Source organism: Pseudomonas sp. CFBP13509 (assembly GCF_005233485.1).
Classification (GTDB): domain Bacteria; phylum Pseudomonadota; class Gammaproteobacteria; order Pseudomonadales; family Pseudomonadaceae; genus Aquipseudomonas; species Aquipseudomonas marginalis.
The window spans coordinates 55,188-77,932 of sequence record NZ_QGAA01000015.1 but is presented as its reverse complement, the minus strand read 5'-3'; the positions used below and the strand labels follow the sequence as shown (position 1 = coordinate 77,932).

Annotated in this window: 14 protein-coding genes and 1 pseudogene; 10 read left to right on the top strand and 5 right to left on the bottom strand. The window is 59.4% G+C overall.

Annotation, left to right across the window (positions count from 1 at the left end):
• Nucleotides 1-27 precede the first annotated feature (27 nt).
• Both PspCFBP13509_RS22970 and PspCFBP13509_RS22965 read left to right on the top strand, forming a co-directional pair.
• Nucleotides 28-7,764, top strand: coding sequence for a two-partner secretion domain-containing protein (locus PspCFBP13509_RS22970; RefSeq protein ID WP_137212744.1), 7,737 nt, complete (start codon nucleotides 28-30; stop codon nucleotides 7,762-7,764).
• Nucleotides 7,765-7,769: 5 nt separating this feature from the next.
• The gene (locus PspCFBP13509_RS22965; RefSeq protein ID WP_065923907.1) at nucleotides 7,770-7,970 is read left to right on the top strand and encodes a hypothetical protein; all 201 of its coding nucleotides are present in this window, start codon (nucleotides 7,770-7,772) and stop codon (nucleotides 7,968-7,970) included.
• Between the two features lie 203 nt (nucleotides 7,971-8,173).
• On the opposite strand, the pseudogene tnpC reads toward PspCFBP13509_RS22965, so the two are convergent.
• Nucleotides 8,174-9,280, bottom strand: a pseudogene (gene tnpC, locus PspCFBP13509_RS22960) (IS66 family transposase); the annotation flags it as partial.
• 188 nt (nucleotides 9,281-9,468) lie between these two features.
• On the bottom strand, nucleotides 9,469-10,362 hold the full coding sequence (locus tag PspCFBP13509_RS22950; protein WP_137212743.1) for a LysR family transcriptional regulator: 894 nt from the start codon (nucleotides 10,360-10,362) through the stop codon (nucleotides 9,469-9,471).
• Between the two features lie 94 nt (nucleotides 10,363-10,456).
• Here PspCFBP13509_RS22950 and PspCFBP13509_RS22945 point away from each other — a divergent pair, with 94 nt between their 5' ends.
• The gene (locus PspCFBP13509_RS22945) at nucleotides 10,457-11,623 is read left to right on the top strand and encodes an MFS transporter (RefSeq protein ID WP_065947610.1); all 1,167 of its coding nucleotides are present in this window, start codon (nucleotides 10,457-10,459) and stop codon (nucleotides 11,621-11,623) included.
• 297 nt (nucleotides 11,624-11,920) lie between these two features.
• Here the strand turns inward: PspCFBP13509_RS22945 and PspCFBP13509_RS22940 are convergent, their stop codons facing one another.
• Nucleotides 11,921-12,853: a LysR family transcriptional regulator gene (locus PspCFBP13509_RS22940; RefSeq protein ID WP_027603980.1), complete on the bottom strand. Its 933-nt coding sequence runs from the start codon at nucleotides 12,851-12,853 to the stop codon at nucleotides 11,921-11,923.
• Nucleotides 12,854-12,962: 109 nt separating this feature from the next.
• Here PspCFBP13509_RS22940 and PspCFBP13509_RS22935 point away from each other — a divergent pair, with 109 nt between their 5' ends.
• The 7 genes from PspCFBP13509_RS22935 (at nucleotide 12,963) to PspCFBP13509_RS22905 (ending at nucleotide 19,671) form a co-directional block, all read left to right on the top strand.
• The gene (locus PspCFBP13509_RS22935; RefSeq protein ID WP_137212742.1) at nucleotides 12,963-14,048 is read left to right on the top strand and encodes a TauD/TfdA family dioxygenase; all 1,086 of its coding nucleotides are present in this window, start codon (nucleotides 12,963-12,965) and stop codon (nucleotides 14,046-14,048) included.
• 4 nt (nucleotides 14,049-14,052) lie between these two features.
• A complete protein-coding gene (locus PspCFBP13509_RS22930; protein ID WP_027603982.1) occupies nucleotides 14,053-14,811 on the top strand; it encodes a sulfite exporter TauE/SafE family protein in 759 nt (252 codons plus the stop codon).
• Nucleotides 14,812-14,827: 16 nt separating this feature from the next.
• On the top strand, nucleotides 14,828-15,307 hold the full coding sequence (locus tag PspCFBP13509_RS22925) for a YbaK/prolyl-tRNA synthetase associated domain-containing protein (protein WP_027603983.1): 480 nt from the start codon (nucleotides 14,828-14,830) through the stop codon (nucleotides 15,305-15,307).
• 406 nt (nucleotides 15,308-15,713) lie between these two features.
• A complete protein-coding gene (wecB, locus tag PspCFBP13509_RS22920) occupies nucleotides 15,714-16,817 on the top strand; it encodes a non-hydrolyzing UDP-N-acetylglucosamine 2-epimerase (RefSeq protein WP_074847370.1) in 1,104 nt (367 codons plus the stop codon).
• On the top strand, nucleotides 16,814-17,920 hold the full coding sequence (locus tag PspCFBP13509_RS22915) for a glycosyl transferase (RefSeq protein WP_178084558.1): 1,107 nt from the start codon (nucleotides 16,814-16,816) through the stop codon (nucleotides 17,918-17,920). Before wecB ends, PspCFBP13509_RS22915 begins: the two co-directional genes overlap by 4 nt.
• A complete protein-coding gene (locus PspCFBP13509_RS22910; RefSeq protein ID WP_137212741.1) occupies nucleotides 17,898-18,809 on the top strand; it encodes a glycosyltransferase family 2 protein in 912 nt (303 codons plus the stop codon). Before PspCFBP13509_RS22915 ends, PspCFBP13509_RS22910 begins: the two co-directional genes overlap by 23 nt.
• Complete coding sequence (locus PspCFBP13509_RS22905; RefSeq protein ID WP_065947614.1) at nucleotides 18,802-19,671, top strand: NAD(P)H-binding protein; 870 nt, start codon at nucleotides 18,802-18,804, stop codon at nucleotides 19,669-19,671. The genes PspCFBP13509_RS22910 and PspCFBP13509_RS22905 overlap by 8 nt, the downstream gene beginning before the upstream one ends.
• Here PspCFBP13509_RS22905 and PspCFBP13509_RS22900 read toward each other — a convergent pair whose 3' ends face one another.
• Together PspCFBP13509_RS22900 and PspCFBP13509_RS22895 are read right to left on the bottom strand one after the other, a co-directional pair.
• Nucleotides 19,672-21,741 (bottom strand): glycosyltransferase, encoded by a 2,070-nt coding sequence (locus PspCFBP13509_RS22900; RefSeq protein WP_137212740.1) that lies wholly within the window; start codon nucleotides 21,739-21,741, stop codon nucleotides 19,672-19,674.
• A gap of 13 nt (nucleotides 21,742-21,754) precedes the next feature.
• Entirely contained in the window at nucleotides 21,755-22,732 is a 978-nt protein-coding gene (locus PspCFBP13509_RS22895) for a class I SAM-dependent methyltransferase (RefSeq protein ID WP_242001093.1), read from the bottom strand.
• Nucleotides 22,733-22,745: the final 13 nt, after the last annotated feature.

Sequence of the window (22,745 nt, the reverse complement as noted above, 5' to 3'; positions counted from 1 at the left end):
ACCGCCCCTTGGGCATCGAGACATCACATGGACGTTCGCCAGTTCGCCTTTCTTGCGCGCCAACCTTCTGCGGCCTTGAAAACGCGCTCCACTTTCCTGGGACTGCCCAAGCGCGGCTTGGCGTTGATCCTGGCCAACGCGATGTTCTGGCAGCCGTTGCTGGCGCAGGCGGATGGGATTGTGGTCAGCGCGCCGGGGACTACGCTGGGCCAGGCGGGCAATGGCGTACCCATCGTCAATATCGCGGCGCCCAATGGCAGCGGGTTGTCCCATAACCAGTTCCAGGATTACAACGTCGGCCAGCAGGGCGTCATCCTCAACAACGCCACCAGCCGCACCCAGTCGACCCAGTTGGGCGGGATTATCCTCGGCAACCAGAACCTCAACGGCACAGCAGCCAGCGTGATCCTCAACGAGGTCAACGGCGGCAGTCCGAGTCAGTTGCGCGGGTACACCGAGGTGGCTGGGCAGTCGGCCCACGTGATCGTGGCCAACCCGTATGGCATCACCTGCAATGGCTGCGGTTTTATCAATACCCCGCAAGCCACGTTGACCACCGGTAAAGCAGTGATCGAAAACGGCCAGGTCAATCGTTACCAAGTCGACGGAGGCAGCGTCGCCATCGAAGGTGCGGGCCTTAATGCCAACAACATCGATCGCTTCGAAATCATCACCCGCTCGGCCAAGCTCAATGCGGAGATCCAGGCCAAGAACCTGACGATCATTGCCGGCGCTAATGACGTTGACGCCAAGACGCTCAAGGCCACCGCGCGTGCCGCCGACCCGGCGACTGCACCGCAACTGGCGATCGACTCTTCGTCCCTGGGTGGGATGTATGCCGGGGCGATCAAGCTGGTCAGCAGTGAAGCTGGGGTCGGGGTAAAGCTTGACGGGAAAATGGCCGCCAGCGCGGGCGATATTCAGATCGCCGCCAATGGCGACCTGACCGTTGCGCAACTCGCTGCCACTGACGCAGTGACCGTCAAAGCTGCCAGTACCGATATGCAGGGCACGGTTTACGGCAGTAGCGTGAACTTGCAGGCCCGCGATGCGCTGAGTATCCAGCAAAACATCGCGGCTCGTGACCAGATCGTGCTTCGTACCCAGGGGCGGTTGACCAACAACGCGATCATCGAAGCGGGCGTCAACGACGACAACACCCGCAATACCACGGGCGATATCAAGATCCGCGCCCAGGACATGCATAACAACGGCAGTGTGGTTGCCAGCCATGACGTGCGTGTTTCGGTGGATCAAGCCCTGGATAACATCGGCGGTATTGTCAGCGCGCAACGTCTCGCGAAAATTACCGCAGGTACGCTGGATAACCGCAATGGCGGCAAGGTGCTCAGCGCTGATAAGGCCCGCATCAACGCAGATAATCTCCTCAATGCCCAAGGCAAAATTTATAGCCAGGGCGACTTGCGCATTGTCAGCGCAGACCTGGATAACCGCGGCGGTGCAATCGCCAGCAAGGTAAGTATCCGGCTGACTGGCGGCAGACTCAACAACAGCGACAACGGCAGCTTGATCGGCGAGCAAACGCTCACTATCAAAGCCGATCAGGTGCTTAACCAACTGGGCCTGATCTCTGGGTTGCAGGGCCTTGAAGTCAAAGGCGGCAAGCTCGACAACAGCAACCACGGCAAGCTCTCCAGCCTCAACGGCGAAGTCAGCGTCAAGCTCAGCGGCGATCTGGACAACAGCAACGCAGGCGCGCTGGTTAGCCAAAAAGCGCTGATGGTCAGTGCGGACAACATCGATAACCGGCAGGGTAGCCTGTCCAGCGGAGCAGGACAGACGCTCACCGTCAACGGTGTGTTGGATAACAGCGACAAGGGCCAGATGGACAGCGCAGAGACGCTGGTCGCCGCCGCCATGACGCTGCGCAACGTCAGCGGCGCCATCAGCTCCCAACTCGGCCTGACCGTCACCGGTACCGATGTGGACAACACTGCCGGCAGCATCGCGACCAACGCAGAGGCCACCCTTGATCTGCTGGGCACCCTGACCAACACCAAGGGCACAGTCGCCAGTGTGGGAGACCTGCTGCTCAAGCGAGCCGATCAGGTCGATAACCAGGGCGGTCAGCTCGCCAGCCAGAGCATGATGACGCTGCTTATCGGTGGCCTGGACAACCGTAACGGCGGCACAGTCGCCGCCAACGGTCAGCTTCTGTTGACGGCCACCGGCAAGGTGCAGAATGACAACGACGGTCTGATCTACAGCAAGAACGCAAACCTCAACCTGCATGTCGCCAGCGTGGAGAACAGCAACGGCACGCTGCAAAGCCAAACGACGCTGGTGCTTGAAACCAAAGGTGATGTCGACAACCTCGACGGCAAAATCATCGCCCAGGACGGCGAACTGAGCGTTACCGCCGACAACGTGGATAACCGTGGCGGCACGCTGTCCAGCCTGAAAAACGCCTTCACCGCACGCCTTGTTGGCGTACTCAAGAACGGTTACGACCTCGACGGCAAAGGCGGCACGGTCCAGGCGAGCGCGCTTGATTTGCGCGCGCTGGCAGGTATCAACAGCAACGGCGGACGCATCGCTGCACAAGATGGTGACGCGCTGATCGACACCCGAACTGCTGACTTCGATAACCGCAAGGGTGGGCTCTATGCAAAGCAGGGCGTGATCGTCACCGGCAACAACTTCGACAACAGCGGCGATAAAGGTGGCCAAATCTCCGGCCAGATAATCGACCTGACCCTCGACGGTGATTTGAACAACCGACTCGGCATTATCGAAAGCGACAGTACCCTAACGATCACAGCGGCCAGCATCGACAACCAGACCGGCAAACTGCGCGCACTCGGCAACAGTGGCATCACCCGCTTCCAGATTGGTGGGCGGCTGAATAACCAGAGCGGCATGCTGGAGACGGCAAACAACGATATCAACCTCACGACCGGCAGTTTGCTGAACACTGGCGGTAGCATCGTGCATGCCGGCAAAGGCAACTTTGGTGTGGCCAGCAGCGATGTAATGAACGCCGGCGGCAGCTTCACCACGGGCGGTGACCTGACTCTGGATGCCGAAAGCTGGACCAACAGCGGGGTCATTCAGGCCGGCACGCTCAACGTCAACATTAAGGACTTCACACAAACCGCTACCGGGCAATTGTTGGCGTCGACGGCGTTTGTCGGTACAGGCGACACCTGGGTCAATGACGGCGTGATCGGCAGCGACGGGACGCTGGGCCTGAAGTTGACCGGTGGCTACTCGGGCAGCGGCCGGATGAGCAGCCTGGCCGAGCTGAAAGTGGCTGCCTCTCAGCTGGACCTCGGCGCTACCGCCAGTATCACGGGCGGCGGTAAAACCGATATCAATGTCATCGGCCAGTTGAATAACTACGGCCGATTGACCTCTGGCAGCGATATGACCGTGACTGCCACGGGCCTCGCCAACTACGGGGCCCTGGCGGCCTCGCAAGACCTGGTCATCAACGCTGAGACACTCCTTAACGATCAGGCCGAAGACGGCAGCCGCGGCTTCATATTCAGCGGTCGGAATATGAGCCTCCAGGCGAACAGCATCAAAAACCGCTACGCCGACATCTACAGCATTGGCAATCTTATCGTCACAGGCAGAGCGCCAGGCAGCTCAGCCCAACGCCTGGAAAACCGCTCCGGCAGCATCGAGGCCGGCGGCGACATCAACGTCGACGCCGCAAACTTCGCTAACCAGCGCGACAAATTCAGCATGGAGCAGGTGGTCGTAGGCGGCTTCATGACCATGTCCTGCGTACAACACTGTGACGGCCCTCAAAGCCCACGTGTGCGTGGCCCGGTATTCATTTACAAAACAGTTGAAAGCACCGTGAGCGTTGACTCACCCATGGCCACATTTGTGTCTGGGCACAACCTCACGGTTAACAGCACAAGCGTCCTCAACCAATACAGCCTGCTGTCGGCGGCAAACGACCTATCCATCACCAGCACCAACATCACCAACCAGGCGGCTCTTTCCGCATCGGGCACATCCGGTCACGAGGTGGGCGCCGGCAACTGGGTTTCGGGGAGTGACTTTTACCGGTTGATGAGCGATGTACGCACCTACAACAACCAGCATCCGAGTTCGGGGCCGTTTGATCCCGTGGCGTTTGGCCAACTGGTCGCGAAGTTTGATCCTTCCTTGTTTTATGGCATCAACGACCCTGTGACGGTACAGGCCGATGGCAAAGCGGCTGCACCGGCCATCATCCAGGCTGGCGGCGCCTCCAAAGTCTCAGCAAGTAACGACATCAGCAATCTGGTGGTTCAGAAAACCACGACGGCCGTTGAGGAGCGGTCAGTGAACACCAGCGTTTTCAGCGTGACCCAACCTTCAACCGTCTTGCTCAACCGCCAGTTGCCGCCGGACCTGGCAGAACTGCAAGTTGACCCAACTGCGTTGCCGGGTTTCAGCCTGCCGACGGGTCAAAACGGCTTGTTCCGACTAAACGCCCAGGACACCTCGGGTGCGGCCGTCAGCCAAATCGTGGGCGTGCAAGGCCTCCCTAACAGCGTGACGGCGGTCAAGCCGCCGAAGTACCTGATCGAAACCAACCCCGCACTCACCGACCTCAAGCAATTCATGAGTTCGGACTACTTGCTCACACGCCTTGGCTACGACCCCGATACCAGCGCCAAGCGCCTCGGTGACGGGCTCTACGAACAACGCTTGGTACAGCAAGCTGTGGTCGCTCGCACCGGCCAAGCCTTCATCGATGGCCAGACCTCCAATGAGGATCAGTTCAAGTACCTGATGAACAACGCGATCGCGAGTAAGAATGAACTCAATCTCGCAGTTGGTGTGACCCTGACGTCGCAACAGGTCGCGGCGCTGACTCACGACATAGTCTGGCTTGAAGAACATGAGGTTAATGGCGAGAAGGTGCTGGTGCCGGTGTTGTACATGGCGCAGGCCAATAATCGGCTGGCACCTAATGGGGCGCTGATTCAAGGCACCGATGTGACGATGATCGCCGGCAAGAACCTGACCAATGCCGGTACATTAAAAGCCACCAATAACCTGTCTGCCGTTGCTGGCCAGGACATGGTCAGCAGCGGGCTGGTGCAGGCGGGTGGTCGATTGGATCTGTTGGCCAGCAAGGACCTCACCAACAAGGCGGGCGGCGTTATCGCCGGTAAGGATGTGGCGTTAACGGCGCTTACAGGCGATGTAACAAACGAGCGCACGGTGACTTCGTCGCAGATTGCTTACGGAAAAGATCAGGTTCGTAACGATTACGTCGACAGCGCGGCTCGCGTCGAGTCGGCCAACGACCTGAATATTTCGGCGGGGCGAGATATCAATAACATCGGTGGCGCACTGCAAAGTGGGCGTGACGTGATCTTGGGCGCCAGTCGGGACGTGAACATCGCTTCCGCGCAGGCCACCAATAGTCTGGGTCGCGGCGTCAACCGCAACAGCAGCAGCACTACTCAGTACAGCGCCAGTATCAGTGCCGGGAGGGACGTTTCGGTTCAGGCTGGCCGCGATGTTACGGTTGTTGCGGGCGACATCGATGCTGAGCGGGATATCGCCATGGTCGGGGCGGGTGACGTAACTATTGCTTCAGCCGCAGATGAAAACCATTTTCTCTTCAAAAGTAAAAAGCTGACGATTCAGGAGGACCACGTCCGGCAGGTCGCGAGCAGTATAAGCGCTGGTGGGAATGTGGCCGTGACGGCCGGTAAAGACATGGCGGTGATCTCCAGCAGCATTACTGCTGGCAAGGAAGCGTATCTCGCAGCGGGTAACAAACTTGGAGTTTTCGCCGCTCAGAACAGTGATTACTCCCTTTACGATGAAAAGAGCAAAGGCTCTTTCGGCGCCAAGAAAACCAAGCGTGACGAAGTCACGCAAGTTACCAATATCAGTAGTCAGATCACCTCTGGCGGCGACATGGTGCTCGCCAGCGGTGGAAACCAGCGCTATCAGGCAGCGAAGCTCAACAGCGGCGAAGACCTGATTATCAACAGTGGCGGTTCAGTGACCTTCGAGGCAGTCAAGGATCTGCATCAGGAGAGCCACGAGAAGAGCAGTACTAGCCTGGCTTGGACATCGATGTCGACCAAAAGCGCGACCGATGAAACATTGCGTCAGAGCCAGATCACCGCGAAGGGAGAACTGGTGATCAATGCTGTTGAAGGCCTACACATTGACGTGAAACAGGTCGATCAGGAAACCGTTAGCCAGGCCATTGATGCGATGGTCAAGGCCGATCCAGCTCTTGCGTGGATGAAGGAGGCAGAGAAGCGCGGTGACGTGGACTGGCGCATGGTCAAGGAGGTGCACGAGTCCTTCAAGTACAGCCATTCCGGGCTGGGAGCTGGTGCTCAGGTAATCCTTGCCATCGCTCTATCTCTGGTAATGGGGCCAGCAGGTCTTGGGCTTAGTCCTATGCAGGCAGCAGTGGCTGTCAGTCTATCCAGCACAGCAATCAACAGTACGATTTCCAACAAGGGCAACCTGGGTATCGCGCTCAAGGATACTTTCAGCGGCAGTAGCCTGAAAAATGCTGCTATCGCAGGTGTTACGGCAGGTCTTATCGATTATGCAGACACCAAATGGTTTTCCGGCACTAGCGGAGCGGCGAATGGTGGATCGAAAGTCATCAGCACTGGGCCGTTGCAGAACCCAGGTTATGCTTCCAGTATGCTCAGCCCGGAAAACTGGGCGGATACCCTATTGCGCAGCGGCACTCATGCCCTGATCAATAGTGGTGTGTCTACTGCTATCAATGGTGGAAGTTTTGGCTCGAACCTAGGAGATGCGTTGATCGGTGAGGGCATCGATCTTGGCGCCGCTTTAGGTAACAAGGCAATTGGTGATTTGGCGGCGGGCCTGGAAGTAGCGCCTAAGATTGCTGAGAAGCTGATCCTGCATGCGGCGTTGGGCGGTTTGATCGCCAAGGCTCGCGGTGATAGTTTTGCCAGCGGAGCCATCGCAGGCGGTGTGGCTGAGGGCCTGACGCCTATTGCGAATGGTCTACTGTCAGAGTTCGTCAGCTCCCGCTTTGATGCGACTGACTTGAGCGCCGCAGGAAGCCAACTGAAAATCGGCACAGCGCAGATCATTGGATTGATTGCGGCCGGTGTGGCGGGTGGAAATCCAGCGACGGGCAGCCTGATTGGTGGGACGGCGGAGAAGTACAATGACCAAGGGTTCCACCTTGATCCTACGGATCAGTCTGATGACAACGGAATGTCGATGCAGCAGTCGGTATCCGACATTGACAAGCTCAAGAAAAATATTTCTCTGCTGATACTGACTGGCCTCTTCCCAGAGTTTTTCTTGGAGGAGGGAGCCGCCGGCAGCGTTGGCTTCCTGTCAAAAATAAAGGGAATGTTCAGTGAGTCTGCTGAGGGAGAAGCATTAGCTGGAGGGGGCACAAGCGCCGGGAAAGGCGGAGCTATTGAGGCTGGTACCGATGCCCAAGTCACTGGGAGCTCCGCAACGGCTGCTGCCAATGCGGGAAAACGAGCGCAGGAAATTGCTGAAGAAATAGCTGACGGTCATGCATTTGATAAGCATGTGGTTGATCAAGAAGAATATAAAGACCTTGGGATAACTACACGTGAGGAGTTTTCGAAGCATATTAAAGAAGTTGTTAGCAAGCCTACGTCGTCTCGCGAACTGAGTGGAGGAAGAAGTGCCTTTTGGGATGAGGCTAGTGGTACAGTTGTTATCAGAAACCCCAACGCTGTTGATGGTGGAACCGCATTTCGTCCTACCGGTGGGCGTGCATATTTTGATAATTTGAAGTGAGAATAATGAAAATCATTGAATCTGTATCTAATCAGACTAGCATCAGTATCGAACGTGAGGAGCTTTTGCTCATTTATGCGGCTCTGAATGAAATATGTAATGGTATAGAAGTTTTTGAGTTTGAAACTCGAATCGGGGTTAATAGGGAACGAGCTTTAGACTTTATGAGTGAGGTTGGAGTACTGCTTGATCAGATTGAAGAGTGAACAGAGTAAGGGGTTGACCCTCCGCTTCCTCGATTCTTCTTAAGAAAAATTAAGAAGTTGGAGTTATGGGAGAAGCCTGCACGAGTCGGCAACTTGGTTTGCACCACATAAAACTAAGATCCCGAACCCATGCAGGCCATTCGATTTTTACACTGAGCGTACGCCCAAGCACTGTAAGCTTCCGGAAATGCCGTCTTGTGCAGCTAAGCCGGTTGCCATCGATGCGGCAACAACTCCCCACTCTCACTCGCCCGCTGCGTCGGCAGGCGAGTAAGAACATCCTTCAGATAAGCATACGCATCGTGACCGTTGAGCTTGGCCGACTGGATCAAACTCATTAGAGCAGCAGCGCGTTGGCCACTGCGTAGTGACGCGGCGAACAGCCAGTTTTTTCTTCCAAGAGCCCAAGGTCGAACTTGCTGCTCGATATGGTTGTTGTCTATGGGCACCGTGCCGTCGTTCAGATAACGGCTCAACGCAGCCCTACGTTTTAGGCTGTAATCCAAGGCTTTGGTAATCCCCAAACCTTCATGCAAAAGCTCGCGCTGGGCGGTCATCCAGGCATGAAACGCGTCCATCAGGGGCGCTGCTTTTTCCTGACGTATTCGTCGCCGGACATCCGGTTCCAAATCGCGGACTTCGCGTTCAATTTCATATAGGGCCGCGATGTACCGCAACGCTTGCTCGGCGAGCACGCTTTTATTGGTGATGTGCAGATCATAAAACTTTCGGCGGGCGTGGGTCATGCAACCGATTTCAGTGACGCCAAGTGCAAAACTGGCTTTGTAACCACTGTAATCATCACAGACCAATTTGCCTTTCCAGTCGCCGAGGAAGTTGCGGGCATACTCGCCCGAGCGGCCAGGGCTGAAGTCGTACACCACCGCACTGATCTCAGCGAAGGCAGTCGTGGCATAGCCCCAAACATAAGCACGATGGGTCTTCTTCTCGCCCGGTGCGAGCATCTGCACCGGCGTTTCATCGACATGCACCACGTTGTGCTCAAGCACGACGTCGCGCAGAGCATCCACCAGTGGCTGCAATTGCACACCGCAAGCGCCGACCCAACTGGCCAGCGTTGATCGAGGAATTGCGAGACCGGCTCGCCCGAAGATTTGCTCCTGGCGGTACAGCGGCAAATGATCGGCGTATTTCACGATCATCACCTGAGCCAGCAGCCCGGCAGTCGGGATGCCTTTGTCGATAACTTGCGCCGGCACCGGCTCTTGAATCAAGGTTTCGCAGTTGTCGCAAACCCATTTGCCACGAATATGGCGTTCGACGCTGAACACGCCAGGCGTGTAATACAGCTAGCAAATGACTGTTAATCAGCCGTCGCTGTCGTCGTTCTATGCGCTATCGCATGAGGCGCGCGGTGGAACCTATCAACTGATCGCGAACAACGAGACCCGGGCCGACCAGGTCATTTCGCACACCTGCATTCCTAATCTCTCACTGATCCATTCCAATGGTTCGTTCAATCAGCTGACGCCACCGCTTACATCCGGTGATGCTCCAGCAAGAAGTCTACGAACAATCGCACCCGCGCCGGCATTGCCGAGCCGCCTACGAACACCGCATGAATCGGTTCCCGGTCGCCGGGGTTCCAGGCTTCCAGCAGCGGTATCAGGTCACCGCGCTGCAGATCCTCGCTCACGCTGAACTCGCCGATACGCGCAATGCCCGCACCTACTCGCGCAAGTTGTGCCAGCGCTTCACCACTGCTGCATTCGATGTTGCCGCAGACCTTCAGGGAGAACTCTCTTGCGTCGCGGATGAACGGCCAGTTGGGTTCGGCACGCCGGAAGTTGAAGCGCAGGCAGTTATGCCGTAGCAGGTCTTCCGGTTCGCGAGGGATGCCGTGGCGTTGCAGATACTCGGGCGATGCCACCACTACCTGGCCGGTGTCGCCGATCCTGCGCGCGGTCAGCGGGCTGTCGGGCAGATGGCCAAAACGTACCGCCACATCGGCCTGGCCGCCGAGAATATCGACCACTTCGTCGCCGAGGGTGAGGTCGACCAAGATGTTCGGATGGCGGGCGCTGAATGCCGCCACCAAGGGAACGATGGCCAGCCGCCCGTGGCCAAGGGCGGCACTGACCCGCAATCGGCCCCTGGGTACGCCCTGGTCGGCGATGGCTTCTTCCACCTCGGCCATATCGGCCAGGATACGCCGGGCGCCGCGCAGGAAAGCCTCGCCCTCGGCAGTGAAGCTGATCGCTCGGGTGGTGCGCAACAGCAGTCGGGTGCCAAGGCGCTGTTCGGTACGCGCGATGATCCGACTGACCGCCGAGGGTGTGAGCCCTAATGCACGCGCGGCAGCCGATAGGCTGCCTTCCTGCGCCACGGTGGCGAACACGAGCATGTCACCGGTTCTGCCGTTGAAGTCCATTTGTGCCCCTTACGCATAGGTGATTGCCAAAAATGCTATCTACCGCCTTAAAACGCTGGATCGTAGCATTGGCGGCATAGATAAGGAGCCTTCCATGCGTATCAATCCACCACTTGTCGCACTTGCCATAGGTGCCTTTGGCATCGGTGTTACCGAGTTCGCCCCCATGGGCATGTTGCCGGGCATCGCTGCGGATCTCGGCGTTTCTATTCCCGCTGCGGGACTGTTGGTCAGTGCTTACGCCTTGGGTGTACTGCTCGGCGCGCCGCTGATGACCCTGACTACCGGCAGGATCCCCCGGCGCTATCTGCTGATCGGACTCATGGCGATTTTCACCCTGGGTAATCTGATGTCAGCCCTGGCGACCGATTACTACAGCCTCATGATCGCCAGGGTGGTGACCTCACTGAACCACGGTGCGTTCTTTGGCGTTGGCTCTATCGTTGCTGCCAGCGTGGTCGCCCCTGAGAAACGTGCCGGAGCGGTCGCGGCAATGTTTATGGGCCTCACCCTGGCGACCATTGGCGGTGTGCCGCTGGCCGCCTGGTTTGGCGAAATGTTCGGTTGGCGCACTGCATTCTGGGGCATTACCGGCCTCGGCGTGGTCGCCATGGCCGCGTTATGGTTCGCCCTGCCCAACCTGAAGGCGCCGCCAGGCGTCGGTGTAATGGCCGAAATTCGCGTACTGGGCCGTGGCCCGGTGCTGGGCGCGTTGGCCCTCACGGTAGTCGGCTCGGGCGCAATGTTTACCGTCTTCACCTACATCGCGCCGATCCTTAGCAGCGAGACCCACGCGTCCACCGCCTACATAACCGCCATGCTGGTTCTGTTCGGTGTGGGCCTGACACTGGGCAACATGTGGGGCGGCAAGGCCGCCGACCGCTCGATAGATCGCACACTGATCGTTTCGCTGAGCGTGCTGATTCTCGTGTTGCTGGCGTTTACGGTACTGATGCGTTGGCCGCTGCCGGCGGCCATTGCCATCCTGATATGGGGTATCGCCAGTTTCGCCTTGGTGCCGCCGCTACAGATGCGCGTCATGGAAGCTGCCAAGGACGCGCCCAATCTGGCCTCGGCGGTGAACATCGGTGCGTTTAACTTCGGCAATGCGATTGGTGCGGCACTGGGCGGTGCGGTGATCAATGCAGGGCTAGGTTATCCGGCGATTTCCCTGGCTGGAGCGGCAGTGGCGGGGCTAGGGCTGCTGATGGTGCTGGGATTTGCCTGGCGTTCCAGAAAGATTGCAACTGCATTGGTGTGAGCTTGATGGGAGAGCCAGTCACTCAGTTGCTCCGTGACTTCCATTGTGATTTTGGCATGACCAAATTGGATGGCTGAATCGCCGAGTAACACACGCTTTGCTTGCCCGCGGGAGTACTTGGAGTGGAGCCCAATATAGCGTTTGAACAAGGAATCTAAGGTCAGCGCTTACACCCTTTACCTTCCTCCCATGACGCCTCATTAATGAACGTAGCCTGGCAGGCTGGAGATGTCTACGGTGCCGGGGCGATTCAGAATGCTTGAATGAATCCCCCTCACAGCGACGTGAGGGCCGACTTCATAGAGGTGCTGAGCCGCGTTTACATTCGAGGCTTTCACCTAAGCCACGGATCATCTCCATCAATGCCTTCACCCGCAGCGGCAAGTTTCCGGCCGGGTATACCGCGTGCATCTGTGGGCTCTCACCGCTGCTGGAGGTGAGCTTGTACTCAGGACACACCCGGAGCAGGCGCCCAGTTTCCACTTCGGGTTCCGCCATCCAATCCGCCAGGCGGGCGATCCCGACGCCCGCCAGGGCTGCCTGGAATACCGCCAGGCCGGAGCTGAACCGAAATTTTGGATGAACCCGAAAGCTGATGGCCTGCTCCTCACTGCGAAAATTCCACTCCTTGAGAATCCGCGGCGCCGTATGCAGGATCAGCGAATGCGCCTCCAGTGCCTCGATGGAGTCGGGCATGCCGTTGCGCTCCAGGTAGCCGGGGCTGGCATACAGGTAACGTGAGTAACTCCAGAGCGCAAAGCCGATCAAGTCGCTGGATTGTGGAAACGCACCGCGAATCGAGAAGTCCAGCTTGCTCTTGGCCGGGTCGATGATCTCATCGGTGAAAATCACATCGATGTTAACGTCTGGATAACGCTCGCAGTATTGCGCGATCAACCGGGGCAATACCCCGTGTCCGAGCACCTCGGGGGCGGAAAAACGGATCCAGCCGGAGGCCAGGCCGCTGAGACCGGCCAGGTCTTCATCCACCTCACGTTGCAGATCGAGCATTTTGTACGCGTGGGGCAATAAGCATTCGCCCGCTTCGGTCAAGCTCACGGCATTGGACGAGCGATTGAACAACTTGAGCCCCACACTTTCCTCCAGGGCTTGAACGGCACGGGTCAGTGCGCTGGGGGAGCGCCCCAGCGTCCGTGCCGCGGCGACGAAGCTGCGCTTGCGAGCCACGGTCGCGAAGGCTTCAAGTTCCCCCAACATATTCAATGCCACTTTCCACCTCATTGCATTTTTCACAACGCGGCATTGCAACACAAAAAAGGCCCTTCCGTTAACCTTCCCGTTCAACCCACAAGGATGGTGCAAACAGGAGCGCAAGGACGTGTCGAAGCTGGATGAAGTAATCGGGAAAGCCGCAGCGTGTATTGATGAAGTCATTCATGAAAGGCTGGAAAAAAAATCAGTGACTTCGACCCGACGGGAGATACCGCAAATTCATCTGTCGCTGGAAGAACAACGCACACTTCAGGCCGGGCTGGCATCGCTGGACGTGACCGATAGCGCCTCGGGGATCCGCCACATGCCGGCCCTGGGGCGGTTGCTGGAAAGTGTCCTGGGCACCGAGAAAATCCAGCAGCTGCGCAATTTTCCACAAGCCCGTGACGTGGCGATGATCGTCAGGGGGCTGCCGCTGGACCCGCAACTGCCTGCCACGCCCTATGACCTGGAGCCGGGTATCGAGAACCTGTCGATTCTGGCCGGGGCTATTTTGTCCGTGCTGCACACTCTGCAAACCCGTCCGCTGGCGTACGAGGGCGAAAGCACCGACACCGTGTTCCGTCACGTATCGCCCAAGCGCAAGCGAGAGACCGAAAAGAGCTCCTATGGCTCGCGCGCGGATCTGGACATGCATGTCGACAACCCTCACCTGCCTTTGACCTGCGAACCCGTCTCGCAGTTGTCGGCCTGTCCGGAGTACCTGTCCCTGACCGGCCTGCGCTGCGAGCTCGAGGTGCCGACGCGCATCGTCGCCATTGACGAGGTGCTGGCCATTCTGCCGGCCTACGTCGAAGAAGAACTGTCACGACCGAACTTCACTGTTCGCCGACCGGCCTCCTTCGGCAAGCAGGGGAATGTGCTGGAAAACGTCCCCTTGCTCTACAGAAGCGCAACCGATGGCTTGTATTGCCGCTATAACAAAGCGAGTGTCGAAGCGACCTGCGCCCCTGCGCAGTTTGCCCTCCAGCTGTTTGCCGCCGCCGCCAATCATCCCGATGTCGTGCACCACATCATGCTGCAACCAGGGGACATGCTGATCTTCAAGAACCAGCAAACCCTGCATGCCCGGGATGGTTTTACCCCCCGCTACGACGGCCGTGATCGCTGGATGTTGCGTGTCTTCGGGGTCAATGATCCGGCACGCGTGGTGCCGCTGGACCCTCATCAACCCTACATAGTCAGAGCCTGATTTCATGGTCGATATTGTCATCCTTTGCGTGTTCGCCTTCGCCGCCGGCCTGATCGATGCGGCGGTGGGCGGCGGCGGACTGATCCAGATTCCCGCGCTATTCAACGTGCTACCCACCGCTCAACCGGCGGCGCTGCTGGGTACCAATAAGGTCGCGGCCGCCTGCGGTACCGCATTCGCGGCCCGGTCCTTCGTGCGCAAGGTGGTGATCGACTGGGGGCTTGTGATCCCCGCCGCCTGCGCGGCCTTTGTCATGGCCTTCTTCGGAGCCGCCACGGTGTCGTTCGTACCCCAGTCGATGATCCGGCCGGCGGTGCTGGTGTTGATTGTGCTGATGGCGATCTACACCTTCTGGAAAAAAGATTTCGGCGCCCTGCACAAACCCATGCGCATCGGTACCAAGGAAAAACTGCTGGCGATCGTCATCGGCGGCGCCATCGGTTTCTACGATGGTCTGTTCGGTCCCGGCACTGGCAGCTTCCTGATCTTCCTGTTTATCCGCTGCTTCGCCTTCGACTTTCTCCATGCCTCGGCATCGGCCAAGCTAGTGAACATCGCGACCAACGTAGCCGCACTGATATTCTTCATTCCGACGGGTAACGTGCTCTACCTGATCGCAATCCCCATGGCGGCATTCAACATCCTGGGCGCGCTCACCGGCACCTGGCTGGCGGTTCATAAAGGCGTGCCCTTTGTCCGGGCTCTATTCCTGGTGTTACTGGTGATTCTGATCAGCAAGCTGTCCTACGACCTGTTCCTGTAAACCAGAGGAAAACTACATGCATCCCATGTTCGATCGCCTCGTGGCATTACTCGATGCCCGCTCAGCCTCTTACCGGGTGTTGATGCACGATGCCGAGGGCCAGTCGGCGCGCGTCGCCGAAATCCGTGGCACCGAGCCCGGCCAAGGCGCGAAGGCCATGCTTTGCGCCCTCAAGGGTCAGGCCGGCCCCTATGCACTGGTGATACTGCCAGGCGACCAAAAGCTGGACATGAAGAAAGTCGGAGCGGCCCTGGGCGGGAAAAAAGCCGAGCTGGTGAAGGCCGAAACCGCCATGGAACTGACCGGGTGCCGGATCGGCGCCATCCCTCCTTTTGTTTTCGATGAGCGGATTCAATTGATCGTCGATCCGGCCTTGACCACAGGCTACGCCGAAATAGCCTTTAACGCGGGGCGGCTGGATGCGTCGATGGTGCTCGATACGCAGGACTATCTGGCGATCGCCATGCCTCGATTGCTGGATATCAGCCAGGCCTGAGCAGGCGTTTTCACAGGCGCTGCAAAAAAGACGGATAGCCGCCTTGGCCTGTTATGCACTGTAACTGGCCGGTCTTCAGGCTCGAACGACGGGTCGGTCACGTCATTTCCAGAGCACCCGCATCAGGCATGAACCGGTGCGCTCATTTCCTGGCGTAGATTTGCGGGAATTCCTCGGGACCAGGCCGTCCTTTAGTCCATCCACCGTGCAGGTATTGCAGTCTGTGTCTATGCTGCAGTATGGGCGTCGAGACCCGCTACGAAGCTGTCTCGACGCCGCACTCTCGCTGTCCGCAGTCCGGATTTTCACCATTACAGCATCAAAACAGCACAGCGGAATGTGCGTGAGCATGAGCTTGAACGCCTGAGCGATTCAGCCACTTATCGAATAGGGAAATAGGCTTGATGTGTCGGTAAAAAAAATTCTTTGCGTGGTCGGAACGCGTCCCGAAGCGATCAAAATGACCCCGGTCATTCTGGCCTTGAAGCAGCAGGGCTGGGTCGATGTGCGTGTGGTCGCCACGGCACAGCATCGCGACATGCTGGATCAGGTCCTGGCGTTTTTCGGCATCGAGCCCGATATCGACTTGGACGTCATGCGACCCAATCAAACCTTGGCCACCCTGACCGGGCAGTTATTGCTCAAGCTGGATGTTGTCCTGCTCGAAGAACGGCCCGATGCGGTTCTGGTGCAAGGCGATACCACCACGGTGATGGCCTGTGCCCTGGCCTGTTTTTATCGGCGTATACCGGTGGGGCATATTGAGGCCGGCCTGCGCACGTGGGATCTGCAGCATCCGTTCCCCGAGGAAGCCAACCGGGTCATTGCCGGTAAATTAGCGCACTGGCACTTCGCGGCAACGCAAGGCACTCGGCAAAACCTGCTGAAAGAAGGCGTAGCCAGTGGGGACATTTTCGTCACGGGCAACACGGTGATCGATGCCCTGCTCATGACCGCGGCCAGTGAGGTGGAGATCGGCCTTGATCTTGATCCGAGCAAGCGCCTGGTGCTGGTGACGGCCCATCGCAGGGAGCATTTTGGCGCGCCGTTTCTCGACATCTGCCGAGCGCTGCGCACCCTTGCCGAGAACAACCCTGGGGTTCAGTTTCTCTACCCTGTGCACCCGAACCCGAATATCCAGGACGTCGCCCAGGCGTGCCTGGCAGGTATACCGAACTTCAGGCTGTGCGCGCCGCTGGGTTACGCGGCGTTCATCGCCGCCATGAAAGCGGCGTATTTCATCCTGACCGACTCGGGAGGCGTCCAGGAAGAGGCGCCGGCGCTGGGTAAGCCGGTGCTGGTCATGCGGGATGAAACCGAGCGCCCGGAAGCGGTGGAGCAGGGCAGCGTCAAGCTGGTGGGGGCCAACTATGAACGTATCATCGAGCAGGCGCAGCGCCTGCTTGACGATGAATCGGCCTACCGTGGCATGGTACGAGGTGTTTCGCCCTACGGCGATGGGCAGGCTGCAGGGCGTATCGTGAAGGTCCTGCGCGAGCACTTTTCTTGAAGCGCCTGGTATTTCTCTCGCCGTTGCCCTGGCACAGCTTCGCCCAGCGGCCGCACAAGTTTGTCAATTGGGTGCACAGCCGCACAGGGGCGTCGGTGCTCTGGGTCGATCCTTATCCCACGCGGCTGCCCAGATGGAGCGATCTCAAGGCGGCTGCGCCCTGCGCGCAAACGAGTCCACCCAGCGGTACGCCGCCATGGCTCACGTTGATCAAGCCTGGCGGTCTACCGATAGAACCTCTACCGGGCTCGGGCTGGGTGAACCGCTTTTGCTGGCGGCATGCATTGAGCAGGATCGATCAATTCACCCACGCCTCCCCAGCCTTGCTCGTGGTCGGCAAGCCCTCGGTCCTGGCACATCTGTTGTTGCAGCGGCTTCGTCACTGCGCGTCCTTGTATGACGCGATGGACGATTTCCCGGCGTTTTATACCGGCCTCTCGCGATCGGCCCTGGCGCGCCGTGAGCGGCTGATCGTCCAGCGCGTGGACGTCATCTGGACGTCGAGTTCCGTGCTCGACGCGCAGTGGCGGCGTTATCGCAACGAGGTGTGCCTGGTGCTGAACGGCCTGGACTTAGCGGCGATCTCTGCCGTAAAGCGGGCGTCGACGTCATCGAGTCGAAAGGTTTTTGGCTACGTGGGCACCCTGGCCACCTGGTTTGACTGGGCCTGGGTGGCGGCTTTGGCCGAAGCCAGGCCCAACGATGAAATTCGTTTGATGGGGCCGATCTTCGGCGCCGTGCCCGCGCACTTGCCTAGCAACGTAGTGGTGTTGCCTGCCGATAATCATGGCGCGGCGTTGGCCGCCATGGCCGAGTTCGACGTGGGCTTGATTCCTTTCAAAAAGACCCTGCTCACCGCGTCGGTCGATCCGATCAAGTACTACGAATACCGCGGCCTGGCATTGCCGGTGATCTCGACTGACTTCGGCGAGATGCATGGCCGTTCAGGGCTGCCGGGTGTTTTCATCAGTCACTCGCACAGCGATATTGCCGGGCTGGCCGAGGCCGCCTTGCAGTGTGAGCGCAATGCGGATCAAGCCCGTGCATTTGCACTGCAACACTCATGGGAAGCGCGTTTTGATGCCGCCACGCTTCATCCATGACTGCGACGTGATCGTCGTCAACTACAACGTCGGCACGCTGCTCGGCGAATGCGTGGCGTCGGCCTTAAGGGAAGGCGCGCGGCGGGTGATTGTGGTGGACAACGCCTCGAGTGACGGCAGCCTGGCGTACCTGGATGGGTGCCTGGCCGATACGCGCCTGAGCATCATCCGGAATCAGCGGAATATGGGCTTTGCCTCGGCCTGTAATACCGGTGTGGGGGTGTCGAGTGCCGGCGCATTGTTGTTCCTGAACCCGGATTGTGTCCTGCTGCCGGGCTCATTGCAGGGCATGATGGAAGCGCTGCACGCGGATGCCGCCACGGGCATGGTGGGGGGCTTTCTATGCAACCCCGATGGGTCCGAACAGCCGGGCGGGCGTCGGGTGTTTCCGACCCCCAGGAGAGCATTCGTCCGGGCTTTTGGCTTATCGCGCCTGGATGGAGTGTTTCCCACGCTGTGCGCCGACTTCCTGTTGCATCGTGAGCCGCTGCCCACCGAGCCCGCCGCGGTGGAAGCCATTTCCGGTGCCTGCATGCTGGTCAAGCGTGAAGCGTTGAAGTCTGTGGGCCTCTGGGACGAAGGCTATTTTCTGCATTGCGAGGATCTGGACTGGTGCATGCGCTTCAAGCTGAAACAGTGGCGCGTCGTGTTTGTTCCACAGGCGCGCGTCATGCACTGGCGGGGCGCCTGTAGCCGGAATCGACCGTTTTTTGTCGAGTGGCACAAACACCGAGGGATGGTGCGGTTCTACGCAAAGTTCTTCAGGGTCAACTACCCCAAGGGGTTGTGGTGGTGGGTGGTCCTGGGGGTGTGGCTGCGCTTCGGTTTGGTCTGCATCTACCATGGATTCAATGGGTTGCTGGGACGATCCCGGGGTGGGCATGCCTGAGGTCACGGTCGGTGTGCTGGGGGCCAGTAGCCTGGTAGGCCGCTGCCTGCTTGCGTTGCTTGTGCGCGAACAGTTCAAGGTCGTCGCTTTTTCCCGCCAGCCCCGGCACGGCAGCGACAGTGACACGGTCAGTTGGCAACGGCTTTCTGAGACGGGTGTAAGCGCGTATGCCGCGCCGATTCCCTACTGGATCTGCGTGGCACCGATTTGGACGCTGCCGCAGCATTTTGCGCTGCTGCAGGCCTGCGGAGCGCGCAAAGTCGTGGCCTTGTCTTCCACCAGTCGCTTTAGCAAAAGCCACTCCGTCGACTCCGCAGAGCGGCGCCTCGCCAACCTGTTGGGCGATGCCGAGGCGCGTGTTGAGCAGTGGGCGCAGGACCACGGGGTGCACTGGGGCATCCTGCGTCCGACCTTGATCTACGGCCAGGGCCGCGACAAAAACATCACCGAGATCGCACGCTTTATTCGGCGCTTCGGCTTTTTCCCGCTGTTGGGGGGCGCGATGGGGCTGCGTCAACCCGTGCATGCCGAGGATGTGGCGAGCGCCTGTGTGCGTGCGTTGCAGGCACCCCAGGTGTGCCGCCATGCCTACAACCTCAGCGGCGCAGAAACATTGCCCTATCGGGAGATGGTCTCCCGCGTGTTCACCGCGCAGAAGCGCCGCCCGCGTTTTCTCACGGTGCCGCTCTGGGTGTTCCGGATGACGTTGTGGCTGTTGCGAGTACTGCCACGCTACCGCCATTGGTCGGCGGCGATGGCGCAGCGCATGAACCAGGACCTGGTGTTCGAGCATACCGAGGCTGCCCGGGATCTTGGCTTCGCGCCCAGGGGATTTTTATTGTCACAGGACGACCTGCGTTAGTTACTCATATTCATGGGGCTCCCACGGACCCCACTTGGCTTCATAGATCGCCTTGTTGCGCTCGAACAGGGCTTGGCGTTCATCCTGGTTCATGAGCGCGAACGATGCCGAAAGCTGGTGATGGATAAACACATCGCGGGCGCAGGCATTCACCAGGCCGGCGTGTTCGACACGTCGGCAGTAGTCGTCATCCTCGAAGAATCCACGGCCATAGACTTCGTCGAGCGGGCCGATTCGCGTGTAGGTACTGCGCGGCATCATCACGCAGAAGAACGCCAGGGTCGGCAGCCGGACCACCTCGCCAAGGTGGCGGCAGGTAAAGCGCCGAGCCGCTTGTGGCATGTCTGCGAGGTTGGTGTAGTCGATGTCGATCCTGGCCTGGTTGCCGATGTTGTTGGTCACCGGGCCAATCAGGCCAAGCTCGGGATTGCGTTGTAAATGCCGGCGCAAGGTACTCGCCCAGCCGCTGGTAACCTGCGTGTCGTTATTGAGCAGCACCAGGTACTCACCGTTGGCGATCGCCAGGCCCTGGTTGTTCGCGGCGGCGAAACCGCGGTTGTCGGTGTTGAGTACGATCGTCTGGCCGCTGTCGGCCGCCCATTGCGAGAGAAATTCAGCGGTGCCGTCACTGGATGCGTTGTCCACCACGATGATTTCCAGTTCAGGCCCCTCGCTGTCGTGCTCGAGGCTGTCCAGGCACGCCCGCGTCAGCGCCAGGTTGTTGTAGGTCACGACGATCACGCTGATGCGTGCCGCGTGGTCGCGGCGTTCGGCCAGGGTGATGAGCGCATCGGCGCGGTGTGTCCAGGTTTGTCGGGCAGCGAACGCCTGACGCTGGGCAATCTGTTCGGTCGTCGCTGGCAGCAATGCCCGCGTGATTGCGGCAATGAACGCCGGGCCGTCGCGGCCAACCTGCACCAGGGAGCCGAATTGTTGCATTTCTGGCAGGTCGACCGAGACCACCGGTTTCCCGGCACTCAGGTACTCGTAGACCTTGACCGGGTTGGTAGCGAGCGTCAGTGCCGTGATGTGAAACGGCACGATGCCCACATCGAAGCCATGCAGGTAATAGGGCAGGGTGGCATAGGGCGCTTCGCCGGTGAATTCTACGTTCGCATAGCCACTCAATTGCGCCCGCGCGCCCACCGTATCGGCGCCGATCAGCAGCACCACATGCTGTGGAAACGCCTCGGCGATGCGGGCGACGAGTGCCTGGTCGAACCAGTGTGCAATGGCGCCGTAGTAGCCAATCACCTTACGTTGCAAGCGATCCCGGTAGATCGAGACAGGTGGGGTGCAGAACTGGGTGAAGTCGGCGGCATTGCGCAGGATGGCGCGAGTTTCATTGGCCTGGGCCGGCCATTGCTCGGCCAACCAATCGGAGGTGAACAGCCGAACGTCCGCGTTGCGCACCAGCCGTTGCTCCAGCTGCAGGATGCTCGGGCCGTTGTCGCCGAAGCCTTGATGATGGTCCATGCAATCGTAGATCAATCGGCTGTTGGGTAATTCACCGGCAATGTCACACCAGAAAGGGTGCTGCACCAGTGAAATGACCCGGGCTGAGCCGGCCCAGAGGAGTACCTCGCCAATACTGCGGCACAGCTGCCGAACCAGTGCGGCGTCAGGCGCTGCGGCGTAGATAAACGGTGCACCACGGGCAAACAGCTTGACCTGGAACAACCGCTGGGTCTGGTCCAGCGACTCGAGTTCAAATCCGGCTTGGGGCGCATGTATCAATGAGGCCGACACATAGATGACCCGCCGCCCGGTGGCGCTCAGCGCCTGGGCCAGTTGCTGCGGGCGCTGGTGGCGCAAGTCCCAGTCGATAGCGCCCCAGATAATGTAATCCGCCAGTCCGGCCTGTTGTGGCTGAGGCGCAGGCTGAGACGACGGCGCTGGGTCGGCGAAGGTTTTCATCGGTTGCAGTACGCCGCGCAATGCGCGCACAGCGGGCAGCAGTGCACGTCGGTAGATGACTGCCAGGAGTTTTTTCGCGCTGGCCGGCAACGGCAGCCGGTGATACACCGCGCGCCAGCGCTGCCGGCCAGATGGGCGTCGCTCGATCAGCATGGGCGGGGCGACCTCATCCTGACGTTTTCGGCGATGCGGCGACCACCACAAAGTCGCTTTTCAGCGTGCCCGACTCGATCAGCCCGTCTTCGATGTCGAACAACATCTGCAGCACCCTGAGGGACTGCGGGTTGTCCGCGGTGAAGTTGCCGGCGATACCGTGCAGCAGAAACTGCAGCAGCGAACCGCCGCAGAGGTTCAGCGCACGCACATCAAAGTGCTCCTGCACCACCTGCAGAATATCTGCCGAACGCACGGCTTCCGACGGGTCGACTTTCACCACCTCGGCGGGGTCGGGCAGTGGCACGACCTGTTGAACCTGGCCGTATGAACCCTTCACGAATGAGCGGCGCAAATGCTCGGGAATCAAGCCGAACGCATGGCTGATGGCCGCCCTTTGCTGGGCATCAAAGGCAAAGTGATTGGCCCCGACATATTCATTGAAAAACAGCCAGCCGCCGGGTTTCAGGCTATGGCGAACCCGCTGGCAGACCACTTCCAGCTCGCGGATATGGTGCAGTGAGCCATTGAACCAGACTGCGTCGTAGTGATTGCCTGGCAGGTCAGTGCGTTCGATATCACACAGGGCGTACTGGATCGTCGACGCGCCCATCGCCAGCGCCTCGGCTCTGGCCACCTCGAGGGCGGCAGGCGCTATATCCACGCCGTCACAGTGCTCGAACGCCTTGAGCCTGTAGAGTTCGCGCTCCAGGGTGCCGGTGCCACAGCCGATGCTCAGCATCCGTGTGCCTGGCGCCGGGTTGCCGAGAAACTCCTTCAGGCAGTACTGCACCCAGCCCGGATGGCCGCTGCCCGCCGTTGCCTTGTGCTGATGGCGGCGTTGTACGGTCGGTACCGCCAGCCAATAGACATCCGCAGAAAAGGCGTCGGAGCCGGCCATGTTTTCTGACCAGTGATCCGCTGTGACTTGCTTGTCGGCGCCGATCCCTTCGCGCTTGCCGTTGAGCTTGTGCATGATTCGCTTGAACACGGTGTCTTCCTTT

What these genes read in the sequence shown, in the direction of transcription:
- PspCFBP13509_RS22970 (WP_137212744.1), top strand. Translation starts at nt 28, where the DNA reads ATGGACGTTCGCCAGTTCGCCTTTCTTGCGCGCCAACCTTCTGCGGCC.
- PspCFBP13509_RS22965 (WP_065923907.1), top strand. Translation starts at nt 7,770, where the DNA reads ATGAAAATCATTGAATCTGTATCTAATCAGACTAGCATCAGTATCGAA.
- PspCFBP13509_RS22950 (WP_137212743.1), bottom strand. Translation starts at nt 10,362, where the DNA reads ATGGACTTCAACGGCAGAACCGGTGACATGCTCGTGTTCGCCACCGTG.
- PspCFBP13509_RS22945 (WP_065947610.1), top strand. Translation starts at nt 10,457, where the DNA reads ATGCGTATCAATCCACCACTTGTCGCACTTGCCATAGGTGCCTTTGGC.
- PspCFBP13509_RS22930 (WP_027603982.1), top strand. Translation starts at nt 14,053, where the DNA reads ATGGTCGATATTGTCATCCTTTGCGTGTTCGCCTTCGCCGCCGGCCTG.
- PspCFBP13509_RS22925 (WP_027603983.1), top strand. Translation starts at nt 14,828, where the DNA reads ATGCATCCCATGTTCGATCGCCTCGTGGCATTACTCGATGCCCGCTCA.
- PspCFBP13509_RS22910 (WP_137212741.1), top strand. Translation starts at nt 17,898, where the DNA reads ATGCCGCCACGCTTCATCCATGACTGCGACGTGATCGTCGTCAACTAC.
- PspCFBP13509_RS22905 (WP_065947614.1), top strand. Translation starts at nt 18,802, where the DNA reads ATGCCTGAGGTCACGGTCGGTGTGCTGGGGGCCAGTAGCCTGGTAGGC.
- PspCFBP13509_RS22900 (WP_137212740.1), bottom strand. Translation starts at nt 21,741, where the DNA reads ATGCTGATCGAGCGACGCCCATCTGGCCGGCAGCGCTGGCGCGCGGTG.